Source organism: Staphylococcus sp. GDY8P45P (assembly GCF_017892745.1).
GTDB classification, from domain to species: Bacteria; Bacillota; Bacilli; order Staphylococcales; family Staphylococcaceae; genus Staphylococcus; species Staphylococcus cohnii.
In genome coordinates this window covers 1-15,815 of the sequence record NZ_JAESLS010000024.1, presented here as the reverse complement: position 1 = coordinate 15,815, position 15,815 = coordinate 1, and the positions used below count along the sequence as shown (strand labels likewise).

The window sequence follows — 15,815 nt, the reverse complement described above, 5'->3', positions numbered from 1 at the left end:
AGGAGTCTGGACTTGACTTTTCAATTACCAACTACTAATATAAATTTATCTTATATCAGTAATTTTGATCAAACTAAAAAATTTTTATAAATTAGATAGTTAGTTATTTATAATACTCATATCTCAACAAACTATATACATAACTATCCAAAAATTCCCCTTGTAAACGTTCATTACTTCTTAGGATACCTTCTTGTGTGAATCCAAGTCTTACTGGTATAGTTCGACTTTTCTTATTTTTGGTAGACATTTCGATTAATATCATATTCTTCTTATACATAACAAATTAAAGTTTTAGTACATCTAGTCATGATAGCTTTCTTTTGAAAATCTTCAGCTAAATAATAATCAATCGAAGTTTTTTTAATTAACTAAATCTAAATAATGTAATCCAATAACTCCAATAAGTTCTTTATTGCTCCATATTCCACAATGAAAACCATTACCATTAATAAATTGTTGCAATGCTGAATGGATAAAATTCTTACTATCTTCAAGCTTCTTTGTATGTCCAACAAAAGGTAGAAATTCTGCTAGATACTTACGGTTACTTTCTACTAATTTAAATAACTGTTATGCTTCACGTTCTTCTAATATCTTTATCTACTTGGTAACCAAAGATCATAATTATTCCTCCTATTTACTTAATGATTAATAAATCCTGAAGATAAAAAAAACGCATCACTTGTGATAAGCTTCCCCTTATCAGTGATTTTGCTAAAATTTTTATATCGCTTAAAAAATAGGCAAGTTAGTATTTAAATAACTCGCCTATATGTTTGCAGAAATATCATTTAATTCAAAAATTATGTTATTTAAATTCTAAACTAATATTAAATGATAGGTTTCTGTTTACAATAGATTTATCAGCACCTTGCTTGGTTCCTCTATTTTTATGGGATGCTTTATATTCCTGAGACTCTTGCCAATGTTTGTAAGCTGCTTCGTCTTGCCAAAACGTAATGATAACATGATGTTCATGTGTACTATGTGGCTTTAGAAATAATAGATTTTCAAACCCTTCAGTATTCTCTAGATGTTTATCTCTATTTAAGAACACACGCTCGAAGTCTGCCTCTAAACCAGGATTAGCATATAAATGGTTTAAAACTGCATAACCATATTGTGGCAAATCATTAATTTGTTCTAATATAGTATAGTGATATGTCGCATTAAATCTATTAATAGTTACCTCATTATTATTTTTGTCTAAATAAATACGATGTATTTCATTTTTCAACAAATGAATCACTCCTTTTTATTGGATGATATGTCAAAATTGCTTAAATTTATCCATAACATAATCTCTACTATTTTTATGATTCACGATAGTCTGTGGATAATCTTTTCCAATTTCAATATGATAAATTTCTTGTAACTTGTCTTTATATTTAGTTGGATCATGAATGTATTTACTGCTCACATCATTAAATATTTCTAGCTGTGTTTTAATAAAATACCCTTGCGCATCAAAACGCTCACTTTGACGTATAGGATTAAACATTCTGAAATAAGGCACTGCATCTGTTCCAGTTGATGCTGACCACTGCCATCCATGTACATTAGATGCATTATCATAATCTATCAAATACTGTCTAAAGTACTCCTCCCCCCAAGTCCAATCAATAAATAAATTTTTCGTTAAAAATTGTGATACGACCATTCGTAAGCGATTATGCATATATCCTGTACGATTCAGCTTCTTCATTGCAGCATCAACGATTGGGTAACCAGTTTGACCTTTTTTCCATACTTCAAAATGTGTTTTATTATACGACCATTGCATGTTTCGATATTTTTCAGAAAAAGATTTAGTTGCCGTTTCTGAATACTGTGTCATTAACACATAATAAAATTCACGGAATATAACCTCTCTTATAAAAGCTTCATAATTTTTTTCATCGCTCTCATAATCTTCAAGTAAATCATTTATAATTTCACGAATATCGAGTAGTCCATATGCTAAATATTTACCTAATCCACTTACAAAATCCTGCGACACATCGTCAGTCAATTTATCATAATGAGCTATGTCACCATTTAAAAAATCATCCCAAGCTTTACGCGCTAACTTTTCTATATCTTTATTATTTTCAAATTTTAAGTCACTTTGATTTGAACCCTTTTCCGCAATTTGAGACAACTGCTTAAATTGATAACTTTTTTTAGGGGTGTGTACTAAGTCCTGACGATTTGCTTTATAAAAACTAGTAAATACTTTATAAGGCTGTTGCTGTTTATTAAAAGTCTTTGTTGGCTCAAAATAATGATTCACGCGCTGTCCAATTACTGTAACTTGGTGATTTTCAAAAGCCTTTTTTACATGAGGATAGTCATATATTTCTTTGTGATAACTCATAATATCTTTTGCTACTAATACGTGAGATAACGCCAATGTTTCTGCTAATTCACCTAGCTTTTCGTATGTGACAATATAAGGTTGTATATCATGCTTATCTAAAGCATTTACAAATCCTTTTACAACTTTATAGTAATAGTCACGTTTTACTTCTGATGCGTCAGTTAAATCTTCTAAAGGTAAGATAAAATACAATTTATTTATCTCATTTTGATGCTTCACTATATATTGAAAAAGTGGATTATCTTTCGTTCTAAAAACTCTGTTAAGTATGACTCCTAAATGCATTTTATTGCCTCCCAGCTTGTTTCATACAAATTCACTTTATAATTGTCCTTTAACTTAAGATTGTGTTTTCAATCATATACCCGTTTTAACTTTTGTATAATTCACTAAAAAATAAAATAAATTTTAATACCTTACATATTATAGGCAACTTCAGGGTATATTATTATCAGAGGTGATTAAATTATGAATAACGAACAATTACAAAATGAAATTGAAAATATATTAAATACATCAAAAATAGGTGTCCTATCTACTGCACATAACAATACACCTAATAGTAGATACATGGTATTTTATAATGATGGACACACACTTTATACTAAGACAAGCATTGAGTCTAAAAAAATTGCTGAATTTAAAGATAATCCCAAAGCTCATGTACTTATAGGTTACGATGAAACGAATAATCGTAGTTTTCTAGAAATTGATGCTAATGTTGAAATACTGAAAGATCAAGAGACTATTGATTGGATTTGGAACAAACAAGATAAGTCCTTTTTTGACTCTAAGGATGATCCAAACTTGTGTGTAATTAAAGTAATACCAAAATCCATAAAAATTATGAACGATAAAAAATTAGACGCACCACAAACCATTACGTTCGATTAGTTAAAAAGGCGAGCCTGGGACATAAATAGATGTCTCAGGCTCGTTTTCAATTTGGCAGTAGGTGACTGAATTGAAAATGCGATTATATCAAGCTTTTTTCAATCCTAGTCACCCTTGCCGGGGTGGGACTACGAAATCTATATTAGAAAATTTGATTTCTGTCCCACTCCCGTTTTTTATATACCATTATTAATATCTTCTAACATAGCATCAACTGTAATTTTAGCACTCGTCAGTACAATTGGCACTCCTGCCCCTGGATGAACACTAGCTCCAGCAAAATACAAATTTTTGTAATCTCTGCTCACATTAGGCGGTCTGTAATAGTTACTTTGCGCTAAAGTAGGCATTAAACCAAAGGCTGCTCCAAATTTAGCATTATAATCTCCTTCAAAATCCTTAGGCGTATAAATAATTTCTGTCACAACTTGCTTTTTCAAATCTTTTAACGCTTTAATCGTAGAAAGCTTATTGTAAATAATATCTTTCACTTGTGTGATTGTTGACTCATCAGACCAATCCGTATTACTTGTTTTCAATTCTGAAACGGGCATCAGCACATAAATACCTGTTTGACCTTCTGGCGCTAACGACTGATCTTCCACACTAGGAGCGTATACATATATTGATGGATCTTGGGATATTTCCCCGGAAAATATTTCATTGATGTTATTATCAAAATCCTTTGAAAATATAACATTATGTAACAAGATATCTTCAGATAAATCTTTATCAACCCCTATGTACATTAAAAAGGCTGAGCAAGAATAGTCCATATTATCAATTTTCTGTGTCGTATACTTCTTAGGATGATGTTCATTTTTAATTAAAGATGAAGTAGCATATGGAAAATCAGCAGTACAAATTATTTTGTCATACTTTTCTATATGTCCGTTTACTTTTAGTCCCTCCGCACGCTTATACCTACTATCAATGATAATTTCTTCAACGTTTGCGTTGGTATAAATTTGAGTACCTAATTCTTCATTTAGCGTTTGAAGCGCTCTGACAAAGCTATACATACCACCTTTTATAAAGTGAACGCCAAACATTAACTCTATCATGGGTATAATTGAATACAATGACGGGCTTCGTTTAGGGTCGATACCTATATATAATGTTTGAAACGCTAAAATCTTTTGGATTTTTTCATTATCAACATATTTTTCAATTAAATTATCTGCTTTATCAAATGTTTTGAGTTTCATACCTTGATATATAGTAAAAGGATTATAAAAATCCGTAGGTTTCCTAAACGTACGTTCTAGAAAATATTTTCGTGCTATTTCGTATCTTTCGTATATATCTGTTAAAAAGGACATAAAACCATATGTAGAGTTAGGTTCAATACTTTCAAGCATATCTCTTAATTGAGCAAGATCTGTAGGAACGCGAATTTGATCTGTTTCACTAAAATAAACATCATATATATGTGATAATTGTTTAATTTCCAAGTAATCATTCATATTTTTTTGAGCGTAATTAAAAACGTCTCGATAAATCTCAGGCATCATTACGATGGTTGGTCCCATATCAAATGTAAATCCATCTTGCTTGATCTGATTCATCCTGCCACCTATTTGTTGGTTCTTTTCATATAAATCTACTTGGTGACCGTTTGCTGCTAATCTTGAAGCTGCAGCTAAACCTGAAACACCGCCGCCTATAACTGCAATCTTCATAATGTTTCACTCCTATTATATTTCGCACTAAGTTCACGATAAATTTTCATTTTTTTCAATTTGCTTACATATACTTTCTTATGCAACGTATAGTTTGCCTTCCTTACTTCCACAAGTATTTCATGATAAGCTATCGCAGCTAATTCGATAATGTAACGTACCTCTTCGTCAAAATAATTAATACCGTTTAATGCAATATCATATAACCTAACTGACTCTGTAGCGTAACTTTCCCACAGTTCTATATAATTTGGCGTAACTCCTTCATAATATATAGAATGTAGATTAACTCGATATTGAGCTAATTTTTCTACACTTAGATAAATTCTTCCATTTTGAAAATCTTCGCCGACATCTCTTAAAATATTAGTTATTTGCATTGCCTTGCCTAAAGCAATCGCAGCTTCTTCAGCTTGCTCGAAATTATTTTCATTTGATGAAGTTAATATAGGAGTTAACAATTCACCGACAGTACCTGCCACACCATAGCAATACTCATATAAATCTGAATCAGTTTTCATTTCTTTTAAAACTAAATCTTCCTTCACATATTGAATTAAAGATTCAAAAGGTTTTTTAGGTATTGAATATGTATTCAATGTATTACTTAAAGCATTCATAATAGCTGCATCACTTTGATACGCTTGAATATAATCACAATCGCTATAAATCACATCTAAATCTCTAGCTATGCCGTTTAATTGCTCAAGGTCTTTGTATTTATCAATACTGTCATCTATAATTCTGCAAACTGCATAAATAGCCCAAATTGCTTTTTTCCTTTTTAAATCCAAAAAATCAAAGGCATATGAGAACGTTTTTGAATGTTCTTTCATTATATTGTGACAATGGTTATAATCTCTCTCTAATTGATTCATTTATTGGCCTCCTCAGTAAGCCTAGAACTTCGTGACATTTGTATAAAAAACTAAGCTATAAATCTATTCTACGGCCTTTCCAATATATACGTTTGAATACATTGATATCTAACCATGATTTAAAAAATATCACGACAAAGCATATGAAGAGCAGTGGATGACATAAACTCGCAACGATATTAAAATTTCCTGTTCTTCGAATAAATATATGAAATTGTATCGCATATATAAAATATAGAGTAATAGCTAATAATATATATAACGAGACTAAATTAATTGAAAAAATTATCGCTAAAACTGTTGTAAGTGAACCAAACAGCCATAAAAATACAAACGTAAGCGTAGACTTTTTAGTTACTTGAGAGCCAAGTGCAAAGTGTTTACTCCAACCCTCTAATAGCGCTTTATATCCTTGAGAATACATTCTAAAATTCACTACACCTTGGCCTTCATGCAAACTAACTGGCAAACCTTGCTGATTATATGCTTTACTTATTGCAAAGCCTTCAATGATTTGATTTTTAGCTTTCAAATGTCCTTGTGTCAATTTATAATCTTGCTTATTTGTCACAAGGACTGGTCCAAACGCGGCTTGCTCATTATTTGCTGATTTCGTGATTGAAAATTGATTCATACCTACGATTGTCATTAAATTAAAAATCGCCGATATATTTTCATATAGCTTTTTTATCTTGTGATAAGGTTGTATTGACAACAAACCTTTACCACCTTGTAAATCATATTGATTGGCTATATTTTGAATACTATCATCACAAGCAAACTGAACATCAGCATCAACAAACATTAATAAATCATGCGTTGCATATTTGCTACCTTGCCAACAAACATGTGACTTACCTTGCCATGTAGTATCATTTTCAACAGTATATACGCTCGCACCATAATATCTAGCGACAACTTGTGTCTCATCAGTTGAACCATCATCCATAACAATTACTTCTATTTCTTGCTCTTTACTTATACTGTTAAGTAATTTAGGTAAGTTCTCCGCTTCATTTCTAGCAGGTACAATAACACTGACGGCTGTCTGACCTCTTCCTTTTCCGGAGTTATTTATAATCGCTCGACGCGCATACATACACATTCCACTTATTAGTGATAGTATCGTCAATACTATTGCTATTATATAAAGTATCATTCAGCCTCAACTACTTTCTCCATTAATAATAGCTTCTGCTACTTGCATACCACTCAAAGTAACCATAGGCATACCAGCGCCAGGATTTACAGAACCACCTACAAAGTACAAATTTTTGAAGTACTGACTTTTTTTAGGAAATTTAAAACCTTTATTTTTCTTCTTATTGGATACTACGCCATATATAGCTCCTTTATTAGAATTGTATGTATTTTCTATATCATGTGGTGTCCATACGTCTTCATATACAATGTGCTTTCTCAAATCTTTCAAGCCCATGGACTCTAATTTATCCAATATACGTTCTTGGAATTGCAGATATTCTGCTTCACTAAATGACTTACTCTGAATGTACGGTATGTGTGGCAATATTTTTATATTCTCGTGTCCCTCTGGCGCCTGTGTCTTATCTGTTTTATTTGTATTCACTACATAAATAGTCGGATCTTCAGGCAAAACATACTGGTGAAAAACTTGATCATAATTAACTTTAGAATTACTTGAAAAGAAAAAGTTATGATGTTGAAGCTCTGGATAACTTTTGTCCACACCAAGATGCATGACATAACCTGAACTAGCTGGCTCAAATTTACGTTCCAATTTGTTTATTTGGTTTGCATCAAAATTCAATAAATACTTATAAACAGGGATTACTTCCATATTAGATATAATGTAATCTGCATATATTTCCTTATTACTTTCTATTGTTATCCCTGTCACTTTATTTTGACTATTATAATTGATACGTTTTACAGGGGTGTTAAAATGTATGCCCACACCTAATTTTCTCGCTAATTGTTCCATCGCTTCCGCTAACTTATGAATGCCACCATCTACGTACCACAAACCTTCCTCATGTTGCATTTGAGGTAATAAACTCAATACAGCCGGAGCATCATAAGATGAGGAGCCGACATATTTTATGAAATAACCTAGCATTTCTCTTAAATATGGGTTATCTACCCTTTTATTAATGGCTTGTTGCATTGTATGAAAATAATCGAATTGCTTTAAAGCTGAAAATGGACCATGATAACGAATGATTGCATACATCGTATCTAACCCCTTATCAAAGTAGCTTTTTTCAGCCACTTGATGTATCTTTTGTGCGTAACTAAAAAACGAAGAAAGTTGCTCTATATCTTTATTTGTTAACGATTCATTATTTGTTAACATATCTTCCATGGATTCATATAAATCTAAAATTTGGCCATCTGGATAAACGTTTCTAATCTGTAAACTTAACTTACGAATGCTAACATAATCTTCTAGCCTTTCATCACATCGTTGAAATAGGCGTTGAAATACTTTAGGCATGGTTAAAATTGATGGACCGAGATCAAATCCATAGTCATCTATGTCTAACCTATTTACCTTTCCACCGATATGCTTATTTTGTTCATATAAATCCACTTGATAGCCTGCTTGAGCCATACAAATTGCACTGGCAATCCCTCCCAAGCCACCTCCTATGACAACCACTTTCTTATTTCCCATTTAATCACCTTTTCTTTTTTGTAATTTATTATAAATACGTATTAACTTAGGGCGATTATAGCGCTGAACAATCATACAAGGCACATTAGCTATAATGACATATATAAAATTAATTATTTTAACACTTTTTGACGCTTTAAAAAACGCAATAACAGGAAATATGGATAGCAGATGAACCACCTCTGCACGTCTAGTTTCTAATATAAATCGCTGTATATCATTCATATTTTTAGATAAATCGAAAGTCGCTTTACTACTGATATTAGGGTTAAGATTTTGACCGTCTGGCAAATGATCTTTCCAATATTGCACTTTAACTAATTGTTGCCATAATTGACCCTCTTGTTCAAAATTCCAACTTCGAAAATACTTATTATCTTTTTCTAAGAACTTATAACTAATACGAGTACCAAGTTGAGCAATAATCATTTGAACTATAAACCAATATAGCGCAATATATATAATCTTTTTCATCAATTTAATGCTCAGATTTCGCTGTATAGCTTGGGTTATCTTTATTTAAATACCAATTACCAGCTGTTAAATAAGTAGCAAAAGCGCTCCAAAGCATATATGGAACTAGTAAAATGCCAGCAACTTTTTTTACATTGAAAAATTTTACAGTTGTTGTAACTACTGCGCCCAGTAATACAACACTCTCTATCAACGCACTAAAGCGTAATTTATATTTGAAGTATAATATCGACCATAGATAATTCAGGCTTAATTGTGAGTAATAAGCACCTTTCAAAGCCTTACTAGTAGATTTATTAGTCACTAATGCATAAGCTACGCCCATCGTTGTATAAAGTATTGGCCACACAATTGGAAAGACATAGCCGGGTGGTGAAAAAGGTGGTTTAACATTATTTTTATAATCTTTTCTCGCGTTTTTCACTGCAAATTTCCCTATAAATTTACCACCTGTAATTGGTGTTATAACTTTTATAATTGTTTTAATTATCTCGTTTGCTTTCATAGTTGATCCCCTCTTTTTTTGTAAAAGTAACTAGCTATTATATCTAATAGCTATAGTTCGGCATTAGACATGTTATTTTTTCTAGCTAAATACTTCTTCAATCCATATAATTTCAAGACAATAGCACCTGAAATAACAATTGGTAAAATAAATTTCTTCATATTAAAGTATTCTCCTTTATTAGTTTTTTGGCTATTAATCTTGAATTTAAAAAGATTCATTACACTTTTATGAACTTTTGCTTGGGTATACTTATATACCCACCAAGGTAACGTCGGTTCATATTCTTGTAACGCTATGATACATGCGTCACTATTAGGTAATCTTCTAAACTCTAATCTCGCATTACCACCATCTGAATCTAAAGCGAAATCTCCACCAACAATTCGATATAAAATTCTCTCATTATTAGAAGCTTTAAAATCTTTACTTAATAATAGTAAGTCCTTATTTAAACACGGCACACTAATCGTAAAGTTATCTTCGTTAAAATCACTATTAACGACATTTAATGTAATTCTATTTAAAAAATTTGCATATGATTCTGCCAATTGAATCATATTTACATCTTTAGGTAAGACTACCCTTGATATTGCTCTAACATCTTTAATATCGCCCTTACGTGATGACTTCCCTTTCTTTTGTGTCTTAGTTTCTTCTTCCAAGGCATTACGCACACTTTCCTTATAATCAATCTTGCCTATAGAAATGTCTTTCACAATATTTTCATCATTTCTAATCATATCATGAATTAAGCTATCCATTAACGGATAGACCATTTCTTTTGGAACACCTGAAATAAGTTTCACCCAATATTTACTTAGCCAAATGGGAATAATAGGCAAATCTATCGTAGGTAATCGTTTATCTAGTACCTCTGCAGTTTGCTTGAATAGATCTTTATAAGTCATATGACTAGGTCCACCAATATCTATCGATTCGTTCTCATTTGGATTACGCTCTACAATTTTATATAAACCGTCAATCACGTCGTCTATTGCAACTGGCAATGTTGTATTATAAGCCCATTTTGGTAGTAACAGGCCAGGTAATCTTTCTACTAATTTTTTTAATATAGGGTAAGAACTTCCTTTAGAGCCTATAATCAAACCAGCTCTTAAAGTACTTACTGGTACACCATATGATCCTAAAATCTGTTCGCACTCTAAACGGCTTCTTAAATGTGGTGATAATTCATTTGTATTAGGTATCAAACCACTCATAAATACAATATGCTGAACTTTGTTATAACTTGCGGCTTTAGCAAAATTATCAGCTAATAATGCATCCATATCTTCAAAGCTCGCCTGCGTCAACTTAGCTGAAGGCATCATAGAATGGACAAGATATATAGCGATATCAATATCCTCCATTACCTCAGTGATTTCATTTAAATCAAACAAGTCAGCTGCCTTCCAAGTAACATTGTGTTCATTTGATTTATTTTCTATATTTCTAGAAATAGCTATAATTTCATAGTTATCTTTTAATTTATTCATTAAGTGACTACCGATATATCCCGAAGCGCCTGTTAATAATATTTTTTTCATATATTTAGCCTCCAAATAGAAAAAGATGGCAGGTAAACTTTACCTCAGCTCATCTTTAACTTAACGAGCTCACTTGCTCATTATCTTAATTGACAAGAGCTCCAAGTCTCTTACTTAATATTATACCCTTCTTAAAGCTTTTCAATCTTTATTAGCAAGAATTATGAATTAAGTCTACGAATCATCACAATTATCTAAAAAAGGGAATAATCTTACTTGCTTTAATGATGTCACTAGTATAAAAAAACTCTTTCCCCTTTCCTGTATAAGCTGGAATTAGTACCATATTTACTTTGGTACTATATAATCAATTTCGATTTAATATATATTCCGATATTATTGAAAAGTATTTGAGCAATTTAAGTTTATTTTTACAATGTATCTACTACAACTTTATATTTTAAAAGTCATCATTTCCAATTTTATACATATATTCTTTGCCTCAGGCTGATGTAGATGTATACTTTGGTTCACCGTAATGATTCAATAATTCTTTTTTGCTCACTGACTTACCGTCTAATAAGAAGAAAACACCATTCGCTTTATGATTAGAAACCCCGTAATATGTTGGATCGTGTAAATCTTTATTATTTTTAGCTAATGCATTTTTAGTAATCTTGTAATTATTAATCTTGAAGTTATCAGCTTTTTGAGATGTTTTAAAATTCTTATCTAGAATAAAATTACTTTGATTTGCTGTATAACCACTGTAACGATAATAAGGTTTCACAGATTCTTGCGCATGTGCTTGAGTGATATTAAATAATTCGGGCGTTACGAAAAAGCCCAAAACTAAACTACTAGCTAAAATAAAGTTAGAAACTTTTTTCATAAAAACCCTCCTCATATTTGTCTTACAGGTCACGTTATTACATTAATGTTACAATGTTGCGATAGCATCACATGATAAAATACATTTTTTATTTCTTCTTACACTCATACACGCAAATTAACTTATGCTTTTCTTAATTTAGAAGCTTATCACTATAGAAAAATTGAAAAGTAAATGTCTGATATGAGCTTATTTAAACAAAGAGCACATAAGCGTTGTCAAGAGAATCATTTGATATACGTCGATTTTAAGTGTAAATATTAAAAAATCGCCTGGAACAAAAGTAATGTTCCAGGCGTGGCTATGATAAGTCTTATAATAGTTTCGCAAGTGCGACCATGACAAATTGTAATGGTAAACGAATGACATGCTGCTTAACACTATCTGTTTCATCTCTTTCATCTTTGTAAGAGATGTTCTTACGTGCAGCGTAAATATTTGCAGGAAATACGAGCCAAAGGAATCCTTGTACTACTTTTCTTACGCGTGATCTATTTTTAGCACCGAGTACATAAAAAGCAATTATAAATTCTAATATGCCCGAATACTTAACTATTGCGTGTTTGAAAGGTAAATAGGACGGCACGATTTTTAAAAACATATCTTTATTTTTAAAGTGTGCAACACCACTTTTATAAAACAGTAAACTAAATATGAATCTTACGATGATATTTTTCATAGTCTTCTCCTATTCTTCAGCGACTTTGACAACTTGTTTACCAAAATTCTCTCCTGTGAATAACTTTCTAAATGCAGAAGGTAAATTGTCAAAACCTTCATCTATCGTCACTTCAAATTTAATTTTACCTTCAGACACCCATTGTGCGAGTTGTTTGCTTGCTTCTTTAAAATGATCAGCGAATTGTGCTACTACAAAACCTTGCATCAATGCTTGATTTTTAATCAACGTTCCTTGGATACGTGGTCCAATATCGTCTTTTTCATTATTATATGCTGAAATTGCACCACATACCGGAACGCGTGCAAATCGATTTAAGTGTTTAAACACTTCATCAGAAATTGCGCCGCCTACATTTTCAAAATACACATCAATACCATCTGGTACAGCCGCTTCGAGTTGCTGTGCGAAATCATCTTGTTTATAGTCAATGGCCGCATCAAATCCTAATTCATCTGTTAAATATGTTGTTTTCTGCTTACCACCAGCAATACCGACAACTTTTGCGCCTTTAATCTTAGCAATTTGTCCTACGACAGAGCCTACTGCACCTGATGCAGCTGACACGACAACCGTCTCGCCAGATTGTGGTTGACCAATTTGAAGCAATCCTGTATAGGCCGTCATTCCCGGCATGCCTAAAACACTCAAATATAAATGTAATGGTACATCTTTTGATGGCACAGGGGTCACATCGTCTCCATTCACTGTATTTATCTTTTTCCATGGTAATATGCCTGTGACATAATCACCGACAGATAGACGTTCATCGTTCGATTGTGTGACTTTTCCAACAATATGACCTTGTAATGGCTCATTCACTTGGAAAGGTTGAACATAACTTTTTGTATCATTCATTCTGCCTCTCATGTAAGGATCTACAGATACATAAATGGATTCTACTTGAACCTCACCTGCATGTGGTTCTCGAGTTTCTATTGTTTCAAATCTAAATACATCGTCTTGAGGGATACTTTGTGGTCGTTTTGCAAGTACAACTTGTTGATTATTCATTTATTATTCCTCCAGATATTTAGTCGTGGCGTTTGATAATGACAAATCACCATTGATGATTTGGAATTCGTGACCTTGTAATGCTTCATCAGTTAATACAGAAACAAGCACTTCTGCTACATCTTCTCTTGTAATAGACGGATTTTGTACATTTTCAAATTGCGCACTCATATTGAATTGTTGCATTTCATGTTCGTTTGTTAAAGCGCCTGGATGCACAATGGTATATTTTAAATTTGCATGTCTTAAGTAGTCATCCGCATAATGTTTAGCAATGGTATATGGTTTCAAGTCGCCTGACGCATCAAACGCTTCTCGACGTGAGTCGTACGTTGATACCATAACAAAATGTTGACGACCGACGTGTTCACTTGCTTTAATTGCTTTCACTGCACCGTCTAAATCTACTATGATTGTTTGATCGTCACCTGTGCTTCCACCAGAACCGACGGAAAAAAGGATTTGATCATACGGTTTAAATAATTCTATTAATTCATCAATAGATTGTTTTGCAACATCAATGTAAGTTGCATCAATACCATCTGCTTTTAAAACTTCAACTTGTTCTTCTTTTCTAACACCGGCAGTAAAGTCAACGTTTCGTGCTTTGAGTTTGCGTACGAGATGTTGACCAACGCCACCATGAGCGCCAATTATTAATGATTTCATGTGTATCGCTCCTTTTTAAAATTATTGATTAGCTAAGATTTTTAAAGCATGTTCAGCAACTGCATGTCCTGATTGAGGATTTTGACCAGTGACAATGCGACCATCTACGACTGCGAAATCACTCCAGTCATCCTCTTTTTTAAAATGTGCACCGTTACTAATAAATTCGTCTTCTAATAAATATGGCATGTATTCAGTTGTACCATTTGCTTGTTCTTCACTATTTGTAAAACCAGTCACGTCTTTATGACGAACGAGGTAATCGCCATTTTCTTTAATGTCGAGTAGACCAGCCGCACCATGACATACAGAAGAGAGAACGCCTTGGTTATTGTAAATACTTAACGCAATGTCGTTAAGTTCTTTGTTATTTCTTAAATCCCAAATCGCACCATGTCCACCTGCAAAGTAAATGGCTTGATAGTCGCTAGGATTAACCTCTTTTGGAGATAACGTTTGTCCAAATTGATTCATATAATCGTGATCCGTATAATATTTCCAGTCCTCAACACTCATCATTTCAGGGCTAAGACTGACAGGATCAATAGGTACATATCCACCGTTCGGACTTACGAAATCAACATCATAACCTGCATCATAGAAGTCTTTCGCAAAATGCGTAACCTCTGAGAACCACGCACCTGTAGGTCTGTCTAAATTATCGTATTTCGCAATGTTTGTTACAACAATTAAAGCCTTTTTCATTGTCTTTCCTCCTCATTCATGTTTATATAGATTACAATATCAGTTAAACCTTGGTTTAAGAGAAAGGATATGCTTACATGAAACAATATTACATTGAATATGTCTCAGATTATTGCAATATACCTAAAAGCAAACTGCGTTATTACGAGAAAAAGAATATCTTGAAACACATCGACAGAGATAGCAATAACAAGCGTTTATACACAGACGACGATATCGAAATGATTAAATTTATCCAGTGCCTAAGCAATTTGAATATGCCATTAAAAGAAATCCGAAAAAACACAGACATGCTTTATCAAAACCAAATAGATGTCCCAAGCGTGTTACGCGCACACCTAGAATTCTTGAATGAACAAAGGAATTTGATCAGTAAACATATCGACTTAATTGAACAAGAAATACAAACTGCCATGACCGAGTGACGAAGGAAAAGGGCGATAGGTGGATAGGCAAAGCTAGAATGAGTCAGAAAATTGCGTCGGGTGGATAAGCTAGAATAGATGCTCGTAATTACGACCCAACAACAGAAGGTGTGACAAAAGATCACGGCACACCAACAACAGCAGACGATGTGACAGGAGCTGTAACAATTCCAGATTATCCAAGTGATAAAGAACAACCAGCAATCACAGTGGATGATGAGAGTCAATTACCGGACGGTAATACGCCAGGAACAACAGAAGTAGATGTGACAGTGACGTATCCAGATGGTACAACAGACCACATCAAAGTACCTGTAACAGTAGGAGAAGAAGCAGATAACGATGCTTACGACCCAACAACAGAAGGTGTGACAAAAGATCACGGTACACCAACAACAGCAGACGATGTGACAGGAGCTGTAACAATTCCAGAATATCCAAGTGATAAAGTACAACCAGAAATCACAGTGGATGATGAGAGTCAATTACC

General features: G+C 32.8%; 16 protein-coding genes and 3 pseudogenes. 3 read left to right on the top strand and 16 right to left on the bottom strand.

Going from position 1 to position 15,815, the window contains the following annotated elements; genetic code table 11:
* Window positions 1-103: 103 nt before the first annotated feature.
* The 3 genes and pseudogenes from KA873_RS13380 to KA873_RS13370 form a co-directional block, all read right to left on the bottom strand.
* A pseudogene (locus tag KA873_RS13380) lies at window positions 104-603 on the bottom strand (GNAT family N-acetyltransferase).
* A gap of 208 nt (window positions 604-811) precedes the next feature.
* Window positions 812-1,252, bottom strand: a complete 441-nt coding sequence (locus KA873_RS13375) for an antibiotic biosynthesis monooxygenase family protein (protein WP_348634411.1) — start codon at window positions 1,250-1,252, stop codon at window positions 812-814.
* A 21-nt stretch (window positions 1,253-1,273) separates the two neighbouring features.
* On the bottom strand, window positions 1,274-2,647 hold the full coding sequence (locus KA873_RS13370; protein WP_107504589.1) for a cryptochrome/photolyase family protein: 1,374 nt from the start codon (window positions 2,645-2,647) through the stop codon (window positions 1,274-1,276).
* 183 nt (window positions 2,648-2,830) lie between these two features.
* Here KA873_RS13370 and KA873_RS13365 point away from each other — a divergent pair, with 183 nt between their 5' ends.
* Entirely contained in the window at window positions 2,831-3,256 is a 426-nt protein-coding gene (locus tag KA873_RS13365) for a pyridoxamine 5'-phosphate oxidase family protein (protein WP_019469199.1), read from the top strand.
* A gap of 176 nt (window positions 3,257-3,432) precedes the next feature.
* Here KA873_RS13365 and KA873_RS13360 read toward each other — a convergent pair whose 3' ends face one another.
* From KA873_RS13360 to KA873_RS13305, 13 genes and pseudogenes are all read right to left on the bottom strand, one after another.
* Complete coding sequence (locus KA873_RS13360; RefSeq protein ID WP_047502988.1) at window positions 3,433-4,938, bottom strand: phytoene desaturase family protein; 1,506 nt, start codon at window positions 4,936-4,938, stop codon at window positions 3,433-3,435.
* Window positions 4,935-5,816 carry a phytoene/squalene synthase family protein gene (locus KA873_RS13355; RefSeq protein ID WP_019469197.1) on the bottom strand — a complete coding sequence of 294 codons (882 nt, stop codon included), beginning with the start codon at window positions 5,814-5,816 and terminating at the stop codon, window positions 4,935-4,937. The genes KA873_RS13360 and KA873_RS13355 overlap by 4 nt, the downstream gene beginning before the upstream one ends.
* A 55-nt stretch (window positions 5,817-5,871) precedes the next feature.
* On the bottom strand, window positions 5,872-6,915 hold the full coding sequence (locus KA873_RS13350; protein ID WP_107504587.1) for a glycosyltransferase family 2 protein: 1,044 nt from the start codon (window positions 6,913-6,915) through the stop codon (window positions 5,872-5,874).
* Between the two features lie 66 nt (window positions 6,916-6,981).
* Window positions 6,982-8,472 (bottom strand): phytoene desaturase family protein, encoded by a 1,491-nt coding sequence (locus tag KA873_RS13345; RefSeq protein ID WP_046207807.1) that lies wholly within the window; start codon window positions 8,470-8,472, stop codon window positions 6,982-6,984.
* On the bottom strand, window positions 8,473-8,946 hold the full coding sequence (locus tag KA873_RS13340; RefSeq protein WP_021459573.1) for a glycosyl-4,4'-diaponeurosporenoate acyltransferase CrtO family protein: 474 nt from the start codon (window positions 8,944-8,946) through the stop codon (window positions 8,473-8,475).
* 4 nt (window positions 8,947-8,950) lie between these two features.
* Window positions 8,951-9,451: a TspO/MBR family protein gene (locus tag KA873_RS13335; RefSeq protein ID WP_002467556.1), complete on the bottom strand. Its 501-nt coding sequence runs from the start codon at window positions 9,449-9,451 to the stop codon at window positions 8,951-8,953.
* Between the two features lie 50 nt (window positions 9,452-9,501).
* Window positions 9,502-11,001, bottom strand: coding sequence for an NAD-dependent epimerase/dehydratase family protein (locus KA873_RS13330; protein ID WP_107521317.1), 1,500 nt, complete (start codon window positions 10,999-11,001; stop codon window positions 9,502-9,504).
* A 190-nt stretch (window positions 11,002-11,191) separates the two neighbouring features.
* Window positions 11,192-11,308 (bottom strand): annotated as a pseudogene (locus tag KA873_RS13785) (hypothetical protein); the annotation flags it as partial.
* Window positions 11,309-11,446: 138 nt separating this feature from the next.
* Window positions 11,447-11,833, bottom strand: a pseudogene (gene isaB, locus KA873_RS13325) (immunodominant staphylococcal antigen IsaB family protein); the annotation flags it as partial.
* A gap of 313 nt (window positions 11,834-12,146) precedes the next feature.
* Window positions 12,147-12,512, bottom strand: coding sequence for a DoxX family protein (locus tag KA873_RS13320; RefSeq protein WP_069821800.1), 366 nt, complete (start codon window positions 12,510-12,512; stop codon window positions 12,147-12,149).
* A 9-nt stretch (window positions 12,513-12,521) separates the two neighbouring features.
* Entirely contained in the window at window positions 12,522-13,526 is a 1,005-nt protein-coding gene (locus KA873_RS13315) for an NADP-dependent oxidoreductase (RefSeq protein WP_210140575.1), read from the bottom strand.
* A gap of 3 nt (window positions 13,527-13,529) precedes the next feature.
* Window positions 13,530-14,195 carry an SDR family oxidoreductase gene (locus KA873_RS13310; RefSeq protein ID WP_210140574.1) on the bottom strand — a complete coding sequence of 222 codons (666 nt, stop codon included), beginning with the start codon at window positions 14,193-14,195 and terminating at the stop codon, window positions 13,530-13,532.
* Window positions 14,196-14,216: 21 nt separating this feature from the next.
* Complete coding sequence (locus KA873_RS13305) at window positions 14,217-14,900, bottom strand: type 1 glutamine amidotransferase domain-containing protein (RefSeq protein WP_210140573.1); 684 nt, start codon at window positions 14,898-14,900, stop codon at window positions 14,217-14,219.
* 77 nt (window positions 14,901-14,977) lie between these two features.
* Between KA873_RS13305 and KA873_RS13300 the strand changes: the two genes are divergently transcribed.
* Both KA873_RS13300 and KA873_RS13295 read left to right on the top strand, forming a co-directional pair.
* Window positions 14,978-15,325 (top strand): MerR family transcriptional regulator, encoded by a 348-nt coding sequence (locus KA873_RS13300; RefSeq protein ID WP_056936136.1) that lies wholly within the window; start codon window positions 14,978-14,980, stop codon window positions 15,323-15,325.
* Between the two features lie 110 nt (window positions 15,326-15,435).
* On the top strand, window positions 15,436-15,815 hold a 380-nt coding region (locus KA873_RS13295), incomplete at its 3' end, for a Rib/alpha-like domain-containing protein (RefSeq protein ID WP_348634409.1).